Below are 18069 nucleotides of genomic sequence, written 5' to 3' on the forward strand. Positions count from 1 at the left end.
CTAATGCAAAAAACCCAAACCAATAGAAAATGTATTGTAACTGGTAAAATTTTACCAACAGAAAAACTAGTAAGAGTTAATTTTGACAAACCACAAAATCACATTACTCTTGACCTAAAAAATGAATTAAAGGGTCGTGGTTGCTACTTTGAATGTAACGAAGAAAATTGGCAACAAATAACAAAAACCAAGGGCTTAAACAGAGCTTTTAGAACCAATATTTCAAAAGAAATATATGCCAACATTGAAAAAGAACTAAGGGAGGCACAATGTCTAAAAAAAGTAGAATAAGCAATCAACGCGATGTTGAATCTCAATTAAAAAGTATCAAAACAGAAGTTAAAAATGGTGTATTTATTTTCACAAATTCACTACCGCTAGGTGAATTTGCTAAAAAAATAAGTGTAAACCCGAATGATTTAATTAAATCATTCATGATGAAAGGTAAACTATACCAAATTAACCATATGCTTGACGAAGAAGAAATAGCTGAAGTGTGTATGGAACATAATTTGGACTTTAAAAAAGAACAAAATGTTGATGCATCAAACTTTTTAAACAGAGTTGAGTTTGAAGATGACGAATCTTCACTTAAAAAACGCCCTCCAGTAATAACAATTATGGGACATGTTGACCATGGGAAAACTACCTTATTAGACTTTATTAGAAAAACTAAGGTAGCCGAAACTGAGTCAAGCGGTATAACCCAACACGTTGGAGCTTACCAAGTATCAAACGAAAAAGGAACAATTACTTTTATTGACACACCTGGACATGAAGTATTTACCGAAATGCGTTCTCGCGGTGCTCAAGTTACTGATATTGTTATTTTAGTCGTTGCTGCCGATGATGGAGTTAAACCTCAAACCAAAGAAGCAATTTTACATGCTAAAGCCGCAAATGCACCAATAATTGTTTTTGTTAATAAAATGGATAAACCAAATGTGGATGTTGAAAAAGTTAAAAGAGAATTAGCTGAAAACGATGTTATTGTTGAAGAATATGGCGGCGATGTTATTACCGTTTATGGTTCTGCTAAAACCGGTGAAGGAATTGACTTACTTTTAGATAATATTATTGCTTTTTCAGATTTAATGGATTTAAAAGCTAACCCAAATCGTTATTCATCAGGTATCGTTATTGAATCGAGAGCTGACAAAGGAGTTGGAGTTGTTGCTACATTACTAATTACAAACGGAACTCTTTACAAAGGCGATTTTGTTGTTGCTGGTTCTTCATTTGGTAGAATCAAGATGCTAAAAACAACCACTGGCAAAGTTATTGAAAATGCTATCCCAGGAATGCCGGTTGTGGTTTCAGGTTTAAATACCTCACCACTGGCTGGTGATAGATTTATTTCATTTGATGATGAAAAATATGCTAAAAAAATTGCTCTAGAAAAACAACAAATGGACAAAAAACAAGATTTATTCGCCAAATCTCAAGCAATGGCAAATGAAGAAAGCAAAAAAATCCTTAATGTAATTATTCGTTCAGATGTTCAAGGTACTTCTGAAGCACTAAAATCAAGTTTAGATGGCATGTGCAATGATGATGCTGTAATTAAAGTTATTGGCGCCCAAACTGGTGAAGTTACTAACTCTGATTTACTTTTAGCTCAGGCCTCAAACGCCATAATAATTACATTCAGAATTAAGGCAAACACAAACATAAAACAAAGCGCAAAACAAGCAAATGTTAAAATTGCTTACTATGACGTTGTTTTCAAAGTTATTGAAGACATGCAATCATTACTAGACGGTGAAAAAGCAATCGTTTACGAAGAGAAAAAGATTGGTTCTGGCCACGTTATCAAAACTTTCTACTTCTCAAAAGTTGGTACAATTGCTGGAACTATGCTTGATGAGGGTGTTGTAAAACTTGGTTGCAAAGTTAAAGTATTTAGAAAACGTAAATTGATTCATGAAGGATTAGTTGAATCACTAAGACGTGACATAAATGACGTTAAAGAAGTTGAAAAAGGTAAAGACTTCGGTATGACTATCAAGAAATTTAATGACTTTAATGAAGACGACATTGTTGAATTTTTTGAAGATGTTGCAGTAAATATTTAGAGGTGTAAATGGATTTAAATAAATATATTCGTGATGTACATAATTTCCCTAAAAAAGGCATAATTTTTAAAGATATTAGTCCTTTATTAGCAAATGGCGAAGCGCTTCATTATACAATTGAACAAATGGCAGTATTAGCATCAGATTGCGATGTTATTGTGGGCCCAGATGCTAGAGGTTTTTTATTCGGGACTCCCACTGCCGCAGTATTAAAAAAACCTTTTATAATGGTTAGAAAACCAGGTAAATTACCTGGAAAAGTTATCAGTAAAAACTATGATTTAGAATATGGCAATAATGTTCTACAAATTCAAGACGGCTTTATTAAAAAAGGACAAAAAGTAGCAATTATTGATGATGTTTTAGCAACTGGCGGCACAACCGAAGCAATAGTTAAACTACTTGAAGAACAAGGAGCAATTGTTAAAAAAATAATTCTACTTCTTGAATTAAAAGACCTTAATGGTCGCGGAAGATTCGCAAAGTCAGACATTGAAATTCATTCATTAGTTACTGTTTAAAATTTACTAATTGATTCATTTTACTGTTGAAAACAAAAAAACTCGTGCGCGAGTTTTTTATTTTGGATCATTGGCATCTAAAATAAGATCATAGCTAATTGGGCAATGGTCAGATACACCCGAGTATATGTAATTGTACGCAGTCTTATATCTTTTATATTGACTATAATATGATACTCATTCATCAAGTGATGAAATATTTTCAAACATATATGAACCATCATTTACAAAATCATATAATTTATACACTTTTGCATTCTCGTGTTTTAGATTAGATTGATGAACAATTTTGTCAAAAGTTTGCGAGTATGAGTTGATTCTTTGAGATAATGATGATTTATTTTGCTCAATTTCTTTTAGTGGCATTTGAGCTGAACTACCAATCCAGCCAAATGCATCCTTTTCATTACCAAGTGAAATATTTGTATCGCCTTGAAAAATTAAATCATCATCCCCATTATTTAATTTTTTCGCTCATTCAAACACATTTTTAATATTTCAAGCTTCATTCATTTCGTGAGCGCCATTTTTGCGTTGGTATTTAGGCTCATGATTATGTTTATTTTGTCCGGGGCCATCAAAATGAGCTAGCAAATATGAAAAGTTTACTTTTTTATATTCTGGAATTCTTAATCTAAATTGAACCAAGAATGGAGGTCTATTGTAATTATTTACAGTGCCTCTAAATTTATTTTCAAAATTGCTATTATCATATGTTGCGCTCCGCTTACCATTTTTTAAAACTAATGGTTCAACAATATTTGACTTATAAATGTATGCGGCATATTTATCAGCTTGACTCTTATACCCTTTTGCAGCATTATACTCGTCCGATACAATTGATTTTCATACATTATTTGTACCTAGTTTTGATTCAAGTTCGTTTAGTAAATCGATAATGCTTTTAACTGGTCTATTTGAATCAAGTTCTGTCAAGCCAACAACATCATAACCTTGTTTATATATAATTGAAGATATGGCTTTTGCCTTAGGTGTTTTTAATGATGAATCGCCAAAATTTTTTAAATTTCAAGATGCAATTCTTAATTTGTGTTTATTAGAAATATTTTGACTTTTTGAATCGTTTTTTGAGTCTATTTTGCCATTTCCAGTTGTTGAATTTGCTTTATTTTCTTGTTTTTTAGTTTTCTTTTTTGAATTAGTTTTTTTGCTTTTTGAATGAGTTTCTTGATTCTGATTTTTATCTTTTAATCTTTTAGATCTACGAGGGTGATTTCTATTATATCTTGGTCTACCAGCTCGCAAATCAGGCATTGTTGGTTGATTTGTGTCATTTGAGTTTTGTGAATCAATTTCAACATTGCCTTCAGAATTAACATTTGCATCTTCATTCTGATTATTGGTGTTTGCTACTTTATTATTTTCTTTACTAGTTGCACAAGAACTAGACATAAAAATAGGTGTTGCTATTGTCGATATTGAACTTAAAAGTATTATCTTAATTTTTTTCATAATTTAATTCTACAACTATATATGAATATAATGTGGGATGTTCCATATTTGAACTAATGAATACAAAATTCAATTGAATAAGTAAATTTTAACACTAATATTTTGAGTGTATTTTTAATCTCAATTTTAATAAATAAACATTTGATAATTTTCATGCGCGCTAAAATTTATATATTATGAATAAAAAGATTAAATTATTTGAGATGTTTGCAGGTCTAGGTAGTCAATATAAATCACTTAAGAACATATACAAAAATTCAGATAAAGATGTAATTAGTGTTGGCGTTTGTGAGTTTTATATTGATGCAATTATTTCATACATGATAATTCACTATGGGTTGCTTGAACCAGAAAACAAACTAACAAAAAATCAAATGGTTGACATACTTTCAAACTATACATTTAGCTCAAATAGTAAAGATGTTGTAAATTCGAACTACTTTAACCGGTTTAACGAACTAAAATTACGTAGTTATTTTTCATACCTTTATGCCTATCTAAACAACAATTATTTTAATGATAGATATAACAAGAGAGAGAGAGAGAGAGAATCACACGGATATTAAAAGAATTGTCAAATTACCAAAAGATATTGACATATTAACTTATTCTTTCCCTTGCCAAGATTTATCACAACAAGGCAAGCAACGCGGCATGAATCAAAACACAAGAAGTGGTTTACTTTATGAAGTTGAACGAATTCTAAATGAGAACACAGATAGATTACCAAAAATACTTTTACTTGAAAATGTAAAAGCATTAGTTAGCAAAAAATTTATTGGTGATTTTGAAAAATGAATAGATATATTGGACAAAATCGGCTATAAATCAAAATATAAAGTTTTAAATGCAGCAAATTATGGAAGTTCACAAAATCGCGAAAGAGTCTTTATGGTCTCTATTCTCAAAAGTGAAAAAATTGATTTTGAATTTCCGAACAAGGAAATTCAAATAAAATCTAAATTAAATAAAATAATAAATAATCCATATGATGGAAACAACTTAAATCACTTATTCAATTATAAAATGAATGAATTCGTAAAAACTAAAAATAATATTGTTAAATCAAAGCTGTGTGACTACACAAACTTTAATTCAGAAGCATACATTTATAAAACTAATAGTTTAGGTCCAACTCTTACTGCATCAGGTGCAAATAGCAGACTAAAATTCTATTTCGAAAAAGAAAAAATAATTCGTTATATAAATGAAATTGAAGCATATCAATATATGGGTTTTGACATCAAGGACGCGCTAAAAGTAAAAGAATCCAAACTAATTTCACCAAACAAAATGATTTTTACTGCTGGCAATAGTATTTGTGTTGAAGTTCTTGAAGCAATATTTAAAACAATTAAAGAGTGTTATGAGAGAAAATAACTTTCTAACCAATAATTTAAAAGTTTTAAAATTGCATTTTGCTTCAAAGAATATAGAAAATATAAAAAAACCTGCCTATGATTTATACTTATATATTTTAATTAATCCTTTTAATGGTTTAATTTATGCTCGTAAATTTGATTTTAAAGTTTTTCGCATGAATTTGTTGACTACGCCAAGCTGGTTTGTTAATAAAAACTCTAATTTCATTAATAGAGGAAAAATTCTAGAAAAGTGCATTGGAAATAATATTCAAAAGTTGCGAACAAATAATTCTTCTGATTCAATAATTAACTTTAGTGAATACCAAATAAAGAAACTAAATAATCTTTTCAATGACTATAGCCAACCCATATATCAAACAACAATTTATAACATAAATGCTCTTATTAATGGTTCAAATCCGTCAGGTTCAGTTCAAAATAATAAAAGTAGTCAAACATTATTTATGGATGATACAACAAACTCAAAATTCTCAGTTATTGTAAAAATCATAGAATCATTAACAGTTGTAGATGCAAATATTGAACTATCTTTTTCTATGTCTGGTAAGGATAATTTTCATTTATTCATGGATTTAACACCCAATGAATTAGATGAACTTGATGAACTTAAAAAATACCAAAACACAGATAATTTGTCAATACTTGATTTTTTCGAAAATCAATTAAATATGAATGTAAAAGAAAATTATTACACAAATATATTTAGAGTTTTAAAAAATGATTTCATTAATAAAACATTAATTGATAGTATCAAAAATAATATAAAAAATCTTTCTCAAATGCGCAAAATTGATGTGTCAATTTTAAGACATATTAAGCAGCATAGAGACAATATAAAAAATATTGAGCCTACATTAAAAATTAAATCAGTATGAAGTGAAAAAGCTCATATATATAATGTGGAATGAATTAAACAAGATATTCAAAAAAGTCTATATACTCAAATTAAAAATCAAATTGTGAATATTTCTGAAATTGATAATTTAGTTAAAAAATGCAAAGAATTAGAGTGAATAACAGACCAAAACAATTTAATATCTATGGACGCAACACATCACAGACTTTACGACCAGTTAACATGAATTTTTGATGAAAACTTTCATGTTTATTTAACATTAAAACAAACAAATAACGATGATTATCAAAATATTTTGGATGAATTAAAAAAATTAAAATCATTCAAGCAACAAATACTCTCTAACGCTAATAGCAAAATAAATATAGTTAATAATTCAAAAAAATATATTCAAAAAAGAATACAAAAAGTAAAAAATCAATTAAGTCAAAAAAATAAAAACTCTAGATTTCAATTTGAGTCTACAAGTGAAAATTGACAAAAGTTAAATTAATAAAAACGTCTTAGAAATCCTAAGACGTTAATTTAATGATTAAATTATTATGATAAATCTAATTCTTGAGTGAAAATTGTATCAGTTGGTTTGCCATCTTTAGTAATTAAATATCAAGAAAGTTTATATTTATTTCCATCAATATTTTCTACTTTGATACCTTTTCTTTTGGTTTTAAATTTAAAACCTAATGAAGCACCAGTATTGCCATGTGTTTTTATTTTTCCAATTATTTCAGCACCTAGAGAACTTGTGAACATTAAACCAGCAGTTATTTCAGTCTTTTTATCAATTTTAATTTTTCCAGAGTCAATTCTTAAAGCTGATTCACTCTTTTGAATTGCTTGGTCAAACATGTTCTTAATTTCAGTTTTGTTAGCATCTGGCTTTAATTCAAATAATTTTCCTTGTTTTGAAGGTTCATAAAGTTCGGGAATAACTAAATCTTTTGCTTTATCATCACTTGTTGTTGCACTACTTGAACCACTTGTTGAACCCGATCCATCATTAGTTGTTGTACTTCCTGAAGGTGTGTTGTTTTCAATAACTCTAAAACCACTAATAGTTTTTGCTATTTCAACAGTTTTTTCGCCATCTATGATTGAAATTTTAATATTAACAGTGTCTTTTTTGTTATCATCAGCATTTACTTCGGTAATATTGGTTGTAAATGTCTCACCTTCAGATTTTGTAACAATAATATCATTCGCAGTTATTTCGCTAGCTGTTTTAGATTTTTTAGATTCATCGACATTTACTTTAACTAAATCTGAGTATTTTTTAGTAATTGGCGTAGTTTCCGGTTGTCTTTCTTGCTTATTGCAGGCTGCGGATATCACAGGAAGTGCAATAATTGACATGCAAGAAGCTAAAAGAATACCAATTTTTTTATTCATTATTTTTGTCTCCTAATATATAAATATCTATTTTTATTCTATTTATTTAGATTTTATTGACCTGAAAAATGAAGCCATTCAAAAAAAAAAAAAAAATTCATATATTTTCATAAATTAAGAAGTTATATTGATTAGTATATAAAGAATAATTTAATAGCAATATTAAATAAATCATTAACATAAAAAACACACCCCCTTGGGTGTGCAAATTAATAATTCGTTTATATTATGATAAATCTAATTCTTGCATAAAGATTTGAGAAGTTGGTTGTCCTTGCTTATCTATTAAATATCAAGAGAATTTGTATTTGTTATCCATGATTTTTTCAACTTTTATGCCTTTTCCGCTCTTCAGTTTAAACCCTATTGAAGCACTACTTGTATGTGTTTTAATTTTAGACAAGATTTTATTCAATTTAGGGTTGAAGGCTAAACCCTTGATATTTTCTTTACTTTTTCGCACTTTTATTGTTCCGCCATCAATTCTAATAGCTGAATCAGAGGTTGATATTGCTTTATCTAGCATTTTTTTAATTCCCACTTTGTCAGCATCTTTTTCAACTGCGAATAGATTTTTTTCAACTGAAGGTTCATACAACTCAGGAACCAAAAGATTTTTAGATAAATTATTTAACTCTTCATTCTTAATATTTTGGTCTGATGGTTCTCCATTTATTGAACCATCAGTTTTTTTGTTTATAGGATCGGTCTGTGCTGAATTTCCCGCATTTTCACTAGGTCTTTCATTTTCAGCCATAGTAGCAACAGGTATATCTAAAAAGTTTGAAGTTTCAACTTTTTCAAAATATTTAATAGTTTTTGTTTTAGGATCTATTAATTGACTAATTCTAAATTTAATAGCGATTTTATCTGCTTTCTTGACAATTTGTGCGGTGGCCTTATAATTTCCATCCTCAATAGTTCCATCTGGAGCAGCAGTTTCTATTCCTCACTTAGGTGATTTTTTAATTGAAAAAATATCAAATCTGTCTGGATCTTCTTTTTTTGATTTATCAAACTTTTTAGTCATAAATTTTGTGGTATTAAAATCATAATAAACTATTGTGCCATCTTCTGCCTCTTTTAATCATTTTTTGGCTTTGTTAGTATTAACAATTTCTAAATCCTTGAATATTAAATAACCTTCTTCAACCGCTTTTGGTGTTGCTTCTTTAAATCCGGAAATAGTTTTGGTTATTGTTTTTTCGGTTTTGCCATCAACAACTTTTATTTTTACATTAACAGAATCTAATTGTTTTTTAGGAACGCTTACACTTTCTACTGTTGCTTCAAATGTTTCACCTTCAGGTTTTGAAACAATAATATCTTCTTTTGTTACCTCATCAGCTACTTTATTTTTTTTAGATTCTTCAACACTAACTGTTACTAAATCATCATATTTTTTATCTTTTTTAGGTTCTACTTGCTCTTTTTCAGTTGTAACCTCAAGAGTTATTGTTTTTTCATCTACTATCTTATTTGTTTTTGTGTTGGTTGCTAAATAAGATACTAAAACACCCTTGCCTTCTTTGTATTCAACTTTTTGAATTTCTACACTAATATCATTGTTTAAGATTTCAACAACAATATCTTCAGGTTTTAATTCGCTTGGTTTTTTATCAGTGTTTTTAGGCAGTGAAATTTTAAATAGTGTGTTTACATCAACTTCAGCTTCGTCTTCCTTGATTTGTTTATTTTCATTTTTACATGCAGCAGCAAAAAGTGGCAGTGCCGATACTGACATACATGAGGTTATTAAGAACCCTAATTTTTTCTTCATTATCAATTTTCTCCTATATTTAATATCTATTTTTATTCTAAATATTTGAGTTTCATGTATACGCAAAATCATTGAAATCAAAAAAAAAAAAAACAATTCATACTTTTCCATAATTTAGATTGTTGAATTGCTTTGAATAAATATTAATATTGTTATTAACTACATTGTGTAATGTAATAAAAGATTAGGTAAATAAATTTGTATTTATTACTTAATTTGGCAACTCAATTTCTTGAGTATATACTTTTTCTTTTGATTCATTTGATTTATTATTATCAATTAAATATCATGAAAACCTGATTTTGTTTCCATCTATGGTTTCAACTTTTATTCCTTGTCCCCTTGTATTAAATTTATAGGCGATATTAGCATCTGTTTTATTTTTTTTATGTGTGTTAATCTTTTTTCTTAATTCAGGGTTTATAGACTCAGTAATTGATATGTCATTAATGGTTTTTTTATTATTATTTTTTAGAGGAATTTTTAATACGCCATTTTCAATAACGATTCGGTTATTATTTACACCTTCAAAAGATTCTAATAATGACTTTTTATTAGCATTGCTATTTAAAACAAAAACCACTCCGCTCTCAGATGCTTTATAAAGCTCTGGAATTGGAAATTCTTTGGATTTTTCCTCTATTAAGTTATCTTTATTTTCTTTTGGTATTTCACTATTTGAAGGATCGGTTTCAGGTTTAGTTGATATTTCTTTTTCAGTTTTATCAATAGGATTATCTTTATTATCATCAGATTTTCCGCTTGAACTTGATTCACTTGCCTTAGGATCAGCTGACGATCCTTCTTCTTTAGGTTTTTCATTAGTTAAAGGCTGTTCTGAATTATTATCTGATGTATTCGAATTTGGTGATGTTGTACCTTCTTTATTTATTGTTTCAGTTGTTGTACTATTTGGAGTTTCTTTTTTGTCTGCATCAGTTTTAGGATCATCTTGATTTTCTCTTGGGTTTATTTCGGTTTTATTTTTATCTTCGGTATCTTTATTTATTTCACTATTGCTTGTTGATGTACTAGGAGTTGCAGGGTTTTCTTTCTCTTTTGGAGCTTCATTAGTACCAGAATCCACTTTTTTGTCAGTTTGGGAAGATTCATCTTTTGTAGTGTCTTTATCTTTTTCTAATGAACCATTATTTTCTACAGGAGGTTGATCGCCTTGCATGTCACTTTTACCTGTTTCAGAAGTTATAGGTTTAGAGATTTTTTCTTTATCTATTTCTAGTAGATTTGATGTTTCCACTTTTTCATAAAAAATAGGTTTTTTTGTTTTATGGTCATATAAACTAATTCTAAATTTGATACCAACTTTTTCTCCTTCTTTTATTAGAAGAGCAGTTGCTTTATATGATACTTGATTAACATCACCTTTTATAGAGCCTTCAGGAGCTGCTGTTTCAATAGTATTTTTGGGTTTTGATGTAACCTGAAAAATAGCTAAATTATCATTATTGCTATCATTTTTAGGTTTTGATACAAAGAATTTCCCTGACTCACGGTCATAATAAATAACTGTTTCACTATTGTTTTTGTTTAATCACTCGTGAGCTTTTGAATCATCAACTATTTTTAAATCCTTAAATTTAGTATAACCATCTCTAACTTCTTTTGGATATGCTTTAACAAATCCTTCTATTTTTTTATAAATATGTTTAGTAACATCTCCATCAACTATTTTGATTTTTACATTAACTGAATCTAATTGTTTTTTCGGAACGCTTATGCTTTCTACTGTTGCTTTAAATGTTTCACCTTCTTTAATAGAAATCATAATGTCTTCTTTTGCAACTTCATCAGCGGATTTTTTCTTTGTTTTATCATTAACACTAACTGTTATTAAATCATCATATTTTTTATCTTGTTTAGGTTCTACTTGGTCTTTTTTAGTAGCAATCTCAAGAGTTATAGTTTTTTCATCCACTATCTTATTTGTTTTTGAGTTAGTTGCTGAATAAGATACTAAAACACCTTTGCCTTCTTTAAATTCGACTTTTTTAATTTCTACATTAATATCATTGTTTAAGATTTCAACAATAATGTCTTCGGGTTTTAATTCACTTGGTTTTTTCTCATTGTTTTTAAGTAGCGAAATTTTAAATAGTGTGTTTACATCAATTTCAGCTTCATCTTCCTTGATTTGTTTATTTTCATTTTTACAAGCTGCAGCAAAAAGTGGTAGTGCAGAAACCGATATGCACGAGGTTAGTAAGAACCCTATTTTTTTCTTCATTATCAATATTCCTCCTATTTAGATTTAATCTATATATTTTTTATTCTAATAATTAGGAGAGTTAAAAATTCGTAAATTTGCTAAATCAAAAAAAACAATTCATATTTTTCCATAAAAATAAATGTTTTAGAAAAAATATGAATATTAAAAACACAAGGCGCACCTTGTGTTAAATAATTATTGAATTGTGAATAAAACTTGAGTGAATACTTGGCCTTTTTTATCGATTACTTTTTTATTTTTTTCAGTTTTTGTATCAATAATATATTTAATTACTACATTATTGCCTTCTTTAATTAATAAAACTCCTAGAGCGCTTCCTGAGAAACTATATCCTATATTTTGTCCTTTTCCATGCGTGTTAACTTTTGTGGTTATTGACTTATTAATTATTAATTTATCAAGTTTAGTATTTTTTCTTTTACCCGACCAAACAATTAACTTAGAATTATCAATTTTAATAGTTGTGCCCTTAGCTTGTGTTGCAAGTTCAACTAATATTTTTTTATCTTGCTCGCTTCCATCAAAAACAAATATATTTTTTTGTGATGAATATGCATCCAATTGAGCGTCTCTATTTTTGTTTTTAGCTAATTCTTTAAATCCTTCAATTAAAAATGATTTTGATTTTGTTTCACCGCTTTTAACTCTGCTATTAAACTCGATTTCAACACTCAATTTTGTTGAATCATTTTCAAGTGGTTTAAGACTAGTTATATTAACCGTAACTAAATTAGAATCATATTGGCCTAGTTTAATTTCCTCCTTTTTAATTGTTGCAGCATATCTATCGGCTTTGTTGATACCTTCATTCAATGTAAGTTCACCAAAAGTTTTTATAACTTCATCTAAATCTAGTTTTTTTGTTTTTAATCCGTCAATATTGTATGTATTCTCAAACACATTTTGACCTTGTGTAGCCTTAAATACTAAGGATAGCGTGCCTCTATAATCATCTTTTGAATTATCTTTAATTGTAATTTCTTTTTTGACGCCTTCCGGTAATACAAAATTCTGCTTGTTTGAATTATAAAGTTTAATCATTTCAACTTTTACTTCTGATGGCAAAATTTGAGTAGCATTTTCTATTCCAAATTCTATCCCAGCAAACATGTTTGCAAAGTTATCAGGTTTAAAGCCATTAATTTCCTTTGAAAAAATATCACTTTCAATTTTTTTATCACCACGCATGAAATTAATTGAGAAGTAGACTGAAATTTTATTAGTGTCCGAGTGCTTTTCAACATTTTTGATTTCAAATTTATAATTATTATCAATATTGTGGTTTATTAACTCTGGCTTTGCTTCTTCAACTGTAACATTTTCTTTACCTGGATAATCAATTTGAGCACTGCTTGCAATTTTATTAATATCATTTTTAGTTATTCTATCAATAGAAATTAGGTTTGAAGTTGCTATCTCTTCATAATATTTTGTAGTTTTTGTTGAGTTATTGTATTCGCTAATTCTAAATTTTATTCCAATCTTACCGCCTTGTTTTACCAAGGTTGCTGTTCCTTTAAAACTTAAATCACCATCAACAGCATCGTGAGCTGCTGTTTCAATGCCAAATCCCGGAACTTTTTTCGTCAATAAGATAGCAATTTGCTCAGATTTATTCTGATTATTTTTATCTTGTTTTTTGTTAATGAATAAGTGTTTTCTAAAGTCATAATAAATTTTAGTGCCATCGGCAGCATTTTTTAATCAATCATAGGCTTTATCATCATTTACTACTGCTATATCTTTAAAAACTTCGTATCCTTTTAGTATTTTTTCTGGCAATGCCTGTGCGAATCCTTCAAGAGTTTTGGTTATTTCTTTTGATGTTTCATTATCTGTTATTTTAATTTTTACATCAATGACTGTTCTATTATTTTTTTGTACATTAACACCAATAACTTCTGCTTTAAAGCTTTCTCCTTGTGCAACTTCTAACTTGATATCTTCTCTAGTAACTTTATCAGCAGTTTTTTGTTTTGTATTTTCATCGACACTAACTGTTACTAACTCATCATATTTTTTATCTTTTTTAGTTTCTACTTGGTCTTTTTTAGTAATGACCTCAAGAGTTATTGTTTTTTCATCTACTATCTTATTTGTTTTTGAGTTGGTTGCTAAATAAGATACTAAAACACCTTTACCCTCTTTAAATTTAATTTTTTTAATTTCTACACTAATATCATTGTTTAAGATTTCAACAACAATATCTTCAGGTTTTAATTCACTTGGTTTTTTGTTTGAATTTTTAGGCAGTGAAATTTTAAATAGTGTGTTTACATCAATTTCTTCTTGTTTGCCTCCATTTGCTTGCTCATTTTTACATGCAGCAGCAAAAAGCGGCAGTGCTGAAAGCGACATGCACGAACTTAGTAAAAAACCTATTTTTTTCTTCATTAATATAACTCCTTATAATAATTTGATATTTAATTTAATTCTAATAATTAAAGAGCGGGCGTGAATGCAACTACCCTAAAAACAAAAAAAAAAAAACCAATCCACATTTTTCCATATGTGGACACCTAATTATTATTCATTGATTAATTTCTTCCATTTTTTAATTACAGAATTAAGTTTAAATTCGCTCATTTTGACAAAACCATTTTCAAAAGCAATATTAGCAACTGAAAAATCATTAAAATCAAAATTAATTTCAACATTTTTATTCAATGTAGCTAAACGTTTGCAAAACATTGCGTCATTTTTACCTTTAATTAATTTATTTTTGAATGAGCCATTAATATTGTTGATGTTTTGATAAATATTTTCAATGCTTCCGTATTTATTTATTAATTTATTTGCCCCGATCTCTCCTATTCCAATTACACCTTTAATATTGTCAGATTTGTCGCCAGCAAGTCCTTTGAAATCTGGAATTAAGTGGGGTTTTATTTTGAATTTTTGTTCAAAATTTCATGGACTATAATAAATAAATCCCGCGCCTGACTTATGTAAAACTGATGTGTTGTTGTCTACAAGTTGTAAAAGGTCTTGGTCTCTTGAATAAATTATTTTTTTAATATTTTTGTTTTGGTTAGCAACACTTGCAATAATATCATCTCCCTCGTCACCAACCTTTTCAAATCAAGTAATATTTAGTGAATCTAATATTTCTTTAGTAATAATGAATTGGTCAAATATTTCAATTGGAGTTTGTTTTCTACCCGCTTTGTATTCTGGATAAAGTTCATGGCGCTTGGTTTTTCCATGAGCATCAAATGCTATAAAAATATGTGTGGGCTTAACAAAATTGATTAAATTAAAAAGCGACATAAAAAACACGTGAACAGCATTTGTGTTGCGATTATTATCATCTTTCATAGTTATTGCTTTTTCAGGATAATATGATGCGTAAAATGATTGAAACATCATAAAATTCCCATCTATTAATAATAATTTATTCATTTTTCTCCTAAATTTCTTTGTATGATAATAATTTTAATTTACCTTTATCATTTTTTATTTGTGCCTTAATTACATCACCACTTTTTAGCGGACTTCACAAGTTTCAAGCAAAATTATTAATAAAAAATGCTTGAGTTTTAGTATCATCATTTAATTCTATAACAAAGAATGGCTTTTGGTTTAGTTTTCTTATTGCTTTTACATTTGTCACTATAAATTCAGTGCTTCCAACTGGCAGCGTTAATAATTTAAAACCTGAATCATTTTTATATTTAGCAGTATTAAATGCATTGTATATTTGACCTAGTAAATTAATTTCATTTTTTGCTTCGTAATCAATGTCTTGTTCAACTAAATCATGATTTAAATCTAGATATCCTAAATCAATAATTGTTTGTTTGGAATCTAACCATGTTTTTTTCGCAAATAATTTATAGCATTCAAATATTGCTGTAAGGGAATTTTCAATGAATTTTACATTGCCATATTTACGAAAAACATTAGCCTTTGTTAATGTTTCGATCATGCTTTCAGTAATACCTGCAAAACGCAATCTAAGTATTGTTTCATTCAAATTGGTGCTAAATTCACCATTATTTTTGCGTTCATTTAGTATTTTATTTACACCTTCTGTACCAAACCCTTTTATCACATCAAAAGGAAGATATATTTCATTATCAACAATTGTTGCACTCATTTGCGAATAGTGAATATCGGGCGAATTAACTTTAATACCTCTATTTTTAATTTCATCAACAATACTTGAAATTTTAGTTTGTGAATTACGGTTTGAACTAATCAAAGCTGAATAAAAGTACAATGGATATTTTGTTTTATAATATGCCATTTTCATTGTTAAATAAGCATAAGCAACCGCATGTGACTTATTAAATCCATATTCGGCAAAACGCTCAATATTACTGTAAATTGAATTGATTTGGGAAATTTTAAGACCATTATTTAATGCGCCTGCAACAAACATTTGTTTATATTGTTTTATTTTAGATTCATCTTTTTTACTTATCGCTCTTCTTAAAAAGTCCGCCTGAGAAAAACTCATGCCTGCAACTTTTTGTGCAATAAGCATTATTTGTTCTTGATAAACCATAATGCCATAGGTAGATTTTAATATCTCATCATAAATAGGATGTATCTTGGTTACAAGGTTAAAATTATCTTTATTTTTAGCATAATCCTTTATGTAAGCCATTGGTCCTGGTCTAAAAAGCGAAATAATCGCATATAAATCATCAAACGTATTCAATTGAACTGTTGAAATTGTTTTTTTCATTCCTGCAGACTCAAGTTGAAATATTCCTTCAGTAAAACCTTTGTTTAATTGGTCAAGTGTTTTAGTGTCATTTAAAATATCAATTTTACTATTGTTAATTAAGTAGTCAAAATGCTCATTTAAAGGTAAATTATTTTCAATATTTTTTACCTCTGTCAATGTTTTTAAGCCTAATAAGTCAATTTTTAATAAACCAAAATTTTCAACATAATCCATTGTCAATTGAACTTGTTGATAATCAGTTGCGTTCATAGATGTAGGTGCATAATTAGATATTTTTTGTTTTGCAATAATTAAACCAGCGGGGTGGAAACTCTGTTGTCTAGGTAAACCTTCAATTTTTAATGAATATTCTAAAAGTTGAGGATATTTTTCAATCTCAATAATAAAACTATGGTTTTTTATTGAGGCTTGAGCAAGAGAATCTCAACCATCAAGTGTTTTAGAAATTCTATTAATATCTGCCAAACTTATCCCAAGCACTCTTCCAACATCTCTTATTGCAGTTTTTGCTCCAATTGTCTGAAAAGTTGAAATCAAAGCAATATTGTCAGCCCCATATTTATCTTTTAAGTAATCAAAAACTCCTTGTCTTCTGTCATCTTGTATATCGATATCAATGTCAGGCCAACTAACTCTTTCTGGATTCAAAAAACGCTCAAATAATAGGTCATATTTAAGTGGGTTAATTGACGTAATGTTTAGTAAATAAGAAACAAAAGAACCGCCAGCGCTACCTCGTCCAGGGCCAATAGCAATGTTATTATTTTTAGCTCAATTAACAAGATCTTGAATTATTAAAAAATAATTAACAAATCCAAGTTTTCTAATTATATTAACTTCTGATGTTAAACGAGAATATCAAACATCTTTGTCTTTTGGTAATTCATGAGCAATTCTTTGCAATCCTTCATTAATAAGTTTGGCAAAAAGTTTTTCATTTGTTTCATCATCGTTATTTTCAAAGCGTGCTAAATTTAGAGTTTTTGGCGGCAATTCAAAGTTACACTGATCTATTATTTTATTAATTCGATCAATAATTATTGGATCAACATCCGGAGAATCAAAATAATTATCATATTGAATTGTTGTTGGTAAATTAGCAACTTTTTGAAGTATATTTAGTGCTTCATTATCCTCAATATTTAATAATTGATTTTGTCTAACATAAATTCCGTTTTCAATTGAAATATCAATTGAATTCACAAAATAATTGCCATTGTTTATAATGTAGTTTTTCTTAGTTTTTGCATAGTAACCATTTGTTGGGTGATCTATGACAAAAATATTATTATCAATAATGTTTTCTATTGATAATTCAATATTTTTTGATTTATCTAGTATTAAATTATTTATTTTTTGAAAACCAGCGTAGTTTTTTGCTAATAAAATAAAACGGTATTGAGCAATATCAATATCAACCCCAACAATTGGTTTAATTTGATATTTTGAACAAAGATCTAAGAAAATTCCTAGACCAAACATATTGTTATAGTCTGTTAGCACCACAGCTTTTAAATTATTCTCTTTTGATTGCTTAACAAGATCTTCAATTCTTATTAAAGAGTTTAAAAACGAGTATTCAGTTGTGTTATATAAATTTATAAATTTATTCATATAATAATCATAAATTATCAATTTAACTTTTA

Annotated in this window: 13 protein-coding genes; 6 read left to right on the plus strand and 7 right to left on the minus strand. The window is 28.1% G+C overall.

What is annotated here, in order from left to right; translation table 4 throughout:
- Nucleotides 1-3 precede the first annotated feature (3 nt).
- From MBVG596_RS01370 to MBVG596_RS01380, 3 genes are read left to right on the plus strand one after another with little or no spacing between them, the layout of a single operon-like run.
- The gene (locus MBVG596_RS01370; protein WP_096385996.1) at nucleotides 4-291 is read left to right on the plus strand and encodes a YlxR family protein; all 288 of its coding nucleotides are present in this window, start codon (nucleotides 4-6) and stop codon (nucleotides 289-291) included.
- Entirely contained in the window at nucleotides 270-2075 is a 1806-nt protein-coding gene (gene infB, locus MBVG596_RS01375) for a translation initiation factor IF-2 (RefSeq protein ID WP_096386000.1), read from the plus strand. The genes MBVG596_RS01370 and infB overlap by 22 nt, the downstream gene beginning before the upstream one ends.
- Nucleotides 2076-2083: 8 nt before the next feature.
- Nucleotides 2084-2596 (plus strand): adenine phosphoribosyltransferase, encoded by a 513-nt coding sequence (locus MBVG596_RS01380; RefSeq protein WP_004420051.1) that lies wholly within the window; start codon nucleotides 2084-2086, stop codon nucleotides 2594-2596.
- A 57-nt stretch (nucleotides 2597-2653) separates the two neighbouring features.
- Here MBVG596_RS01380 and MBVG596_RS01385 read toward each other — a convergent pair whose 3' ends face one another.
- Nucleotides 2654-4069 (minus strand): MnuA family membrane nuclease, encoded by a 1416-nt coding sequence (locus MBVG596_RS01385; protein WP_096386005.1) that lies wholly within the window; start codon nucleotides 4067-4069, stop codon nucleotides 2654-2656.
- A 176-nt stretch (nucleotides 4070-4245) separates the two neighbouring features.
- Between MBVG596_RS01385 and dcm_N the strand changes: the two genes are divergently transcribed.
- Genes dcm_N through MBVG596_RS01395 form a run of 3 tightly spaced genes read left to right on the plus strand, consistent with a single transcriptional unit; the run spans nucleotide 4246 to nucleotide 6803 of the window.
- Entirely contained in the window at nucleotides 4246-4635 is a 390-nt protein-coding gene (gene dcm_N / locus MBVG596_RS03830) for a DNA (cytosine-5-)-methyltransferase N-terminal subunit (protein WP_225247181.1), read from the plus strand.
- Nucleotides 4586-5449 (plus strand): DNA (cytosine-5-)-methyltransferase, encoded by an 864-nt coding sequence (gene dcm / locus MBVG596_RS01390; RefSeq protein WP_225247182.1) that lies wholly within the window; start codon nucleotides 4586-4588, stop codon nucleotides 5447-5449. The genes dcm_N and dcm overlap by 50 nt, the downstream gene beginning before the upstream one ends.
- Nucleotides 5436-6803 (plus strand): MAG4270 family putative restriction endonuclease, encoded by a 1368-nt coding sequence (locus MBVG596_RS01395; RefSeq protein WP_096386010.1) that lies wholly within the window; start codon nucleotides 5436-5438, stop codon nucleotides 6801-6803. The genes dcm and MBVG596_RS01395 overlap by 14 nt, the downstream gene beginning before the upstream one ends.
- Nucleotides 6804-6850: 47 nt before the next feature.
- Here the strand turns inward: MBVG596_RS01395 and MBVG596_RS01400 are convergent, their stop codons facing one another.
- From MBVG596_RS01400 to dnaE, 6 genes are all read right to left on the minus strand, one after another.
- Nucleotides 6851-7699: a hypothetical protein gene (locus MBVG596_RS01400; RefSeq protein ID WP_096386015.1), complete on the minus strand. Its 849-nt coding sequence runs from the start codon at nucleotides 7697-7699 to the stop codon at nucleotides 6851-6853.
- Nucleotides 7700-7925: 226 nt separating this feature from the next.
- Nucleotides 7926-9479: a hypothetical protein gene (locus tag MBVG596_RS01405; RefSeq protein WP_096386020.1), complete on the minus strand. Its 1554-nt coding sequence runs from the start codon at nucleotides 9477-9479 to the stop codon at nucleotides 7926-7928.
- Nucleotides 9480-9690: 211 nt separating this feature from the next.
- On the minus strand, nucleotides 9691-11724 hold the full coding sequence (locus MBVG596_RS01410) for a hypothetical protein (RefSeq protein WP_096386024.1): 2034 nt from the start codon (nucleotides 11722-11724) through the stop codon (nucleotides 9691-9693).
- Nucleotides 11725-11901: 177 nt separating this feature from the next.
- Nucleotides 11902-14121, minus strand: coding sequence for a lipoprotein 17-related variable surface protein (locus MBVG596_RS01415; RefSeq protein WP_096386030.1), 2220 nt, complete (start codon nucleotides 14119-14121; stop codon nucleotides 11902-11904).
- A 132-nt stretch (nucleotides 14122-14253) separates the two neighbouring features.
- Complete coding sequence (locus MBVG596_RS01420; RefSeq protein ID WP_096386034.1) at nucleotides 14254-15129, minus strand: 5'-3' exonuclease; 876 nt, start codon at nucleotides 15127-15129, stop codon at nucleotides 14254-14256.
- Between the two features lie 7 nt (nucleotides 15130-15136).
- Entirely contained in the window at nucleotides 15137-18037 is a 2901-nt protein-coding gene (dnaE, locus tag MBVG596_RS01425) for a DNA polymerase III subunit alpha (protein ID WP_096386039.1), read from the minus strand.
- Nucleotides 18038-18069 lie beyond the last annotated feature (32 nt).

This window comes from Mycoplasmopsis bovigenitalium, from assembly GCF_002356075.1.
GTDB classification, from domain to species: domain Bacteria; phylum Bacillota_I; class Bacilli_A; order Mycoplasmatales; family Metamycoplasmataceae; genus Mycoplasmopsis; species Mycoplasmopsis bovigenitalium_A.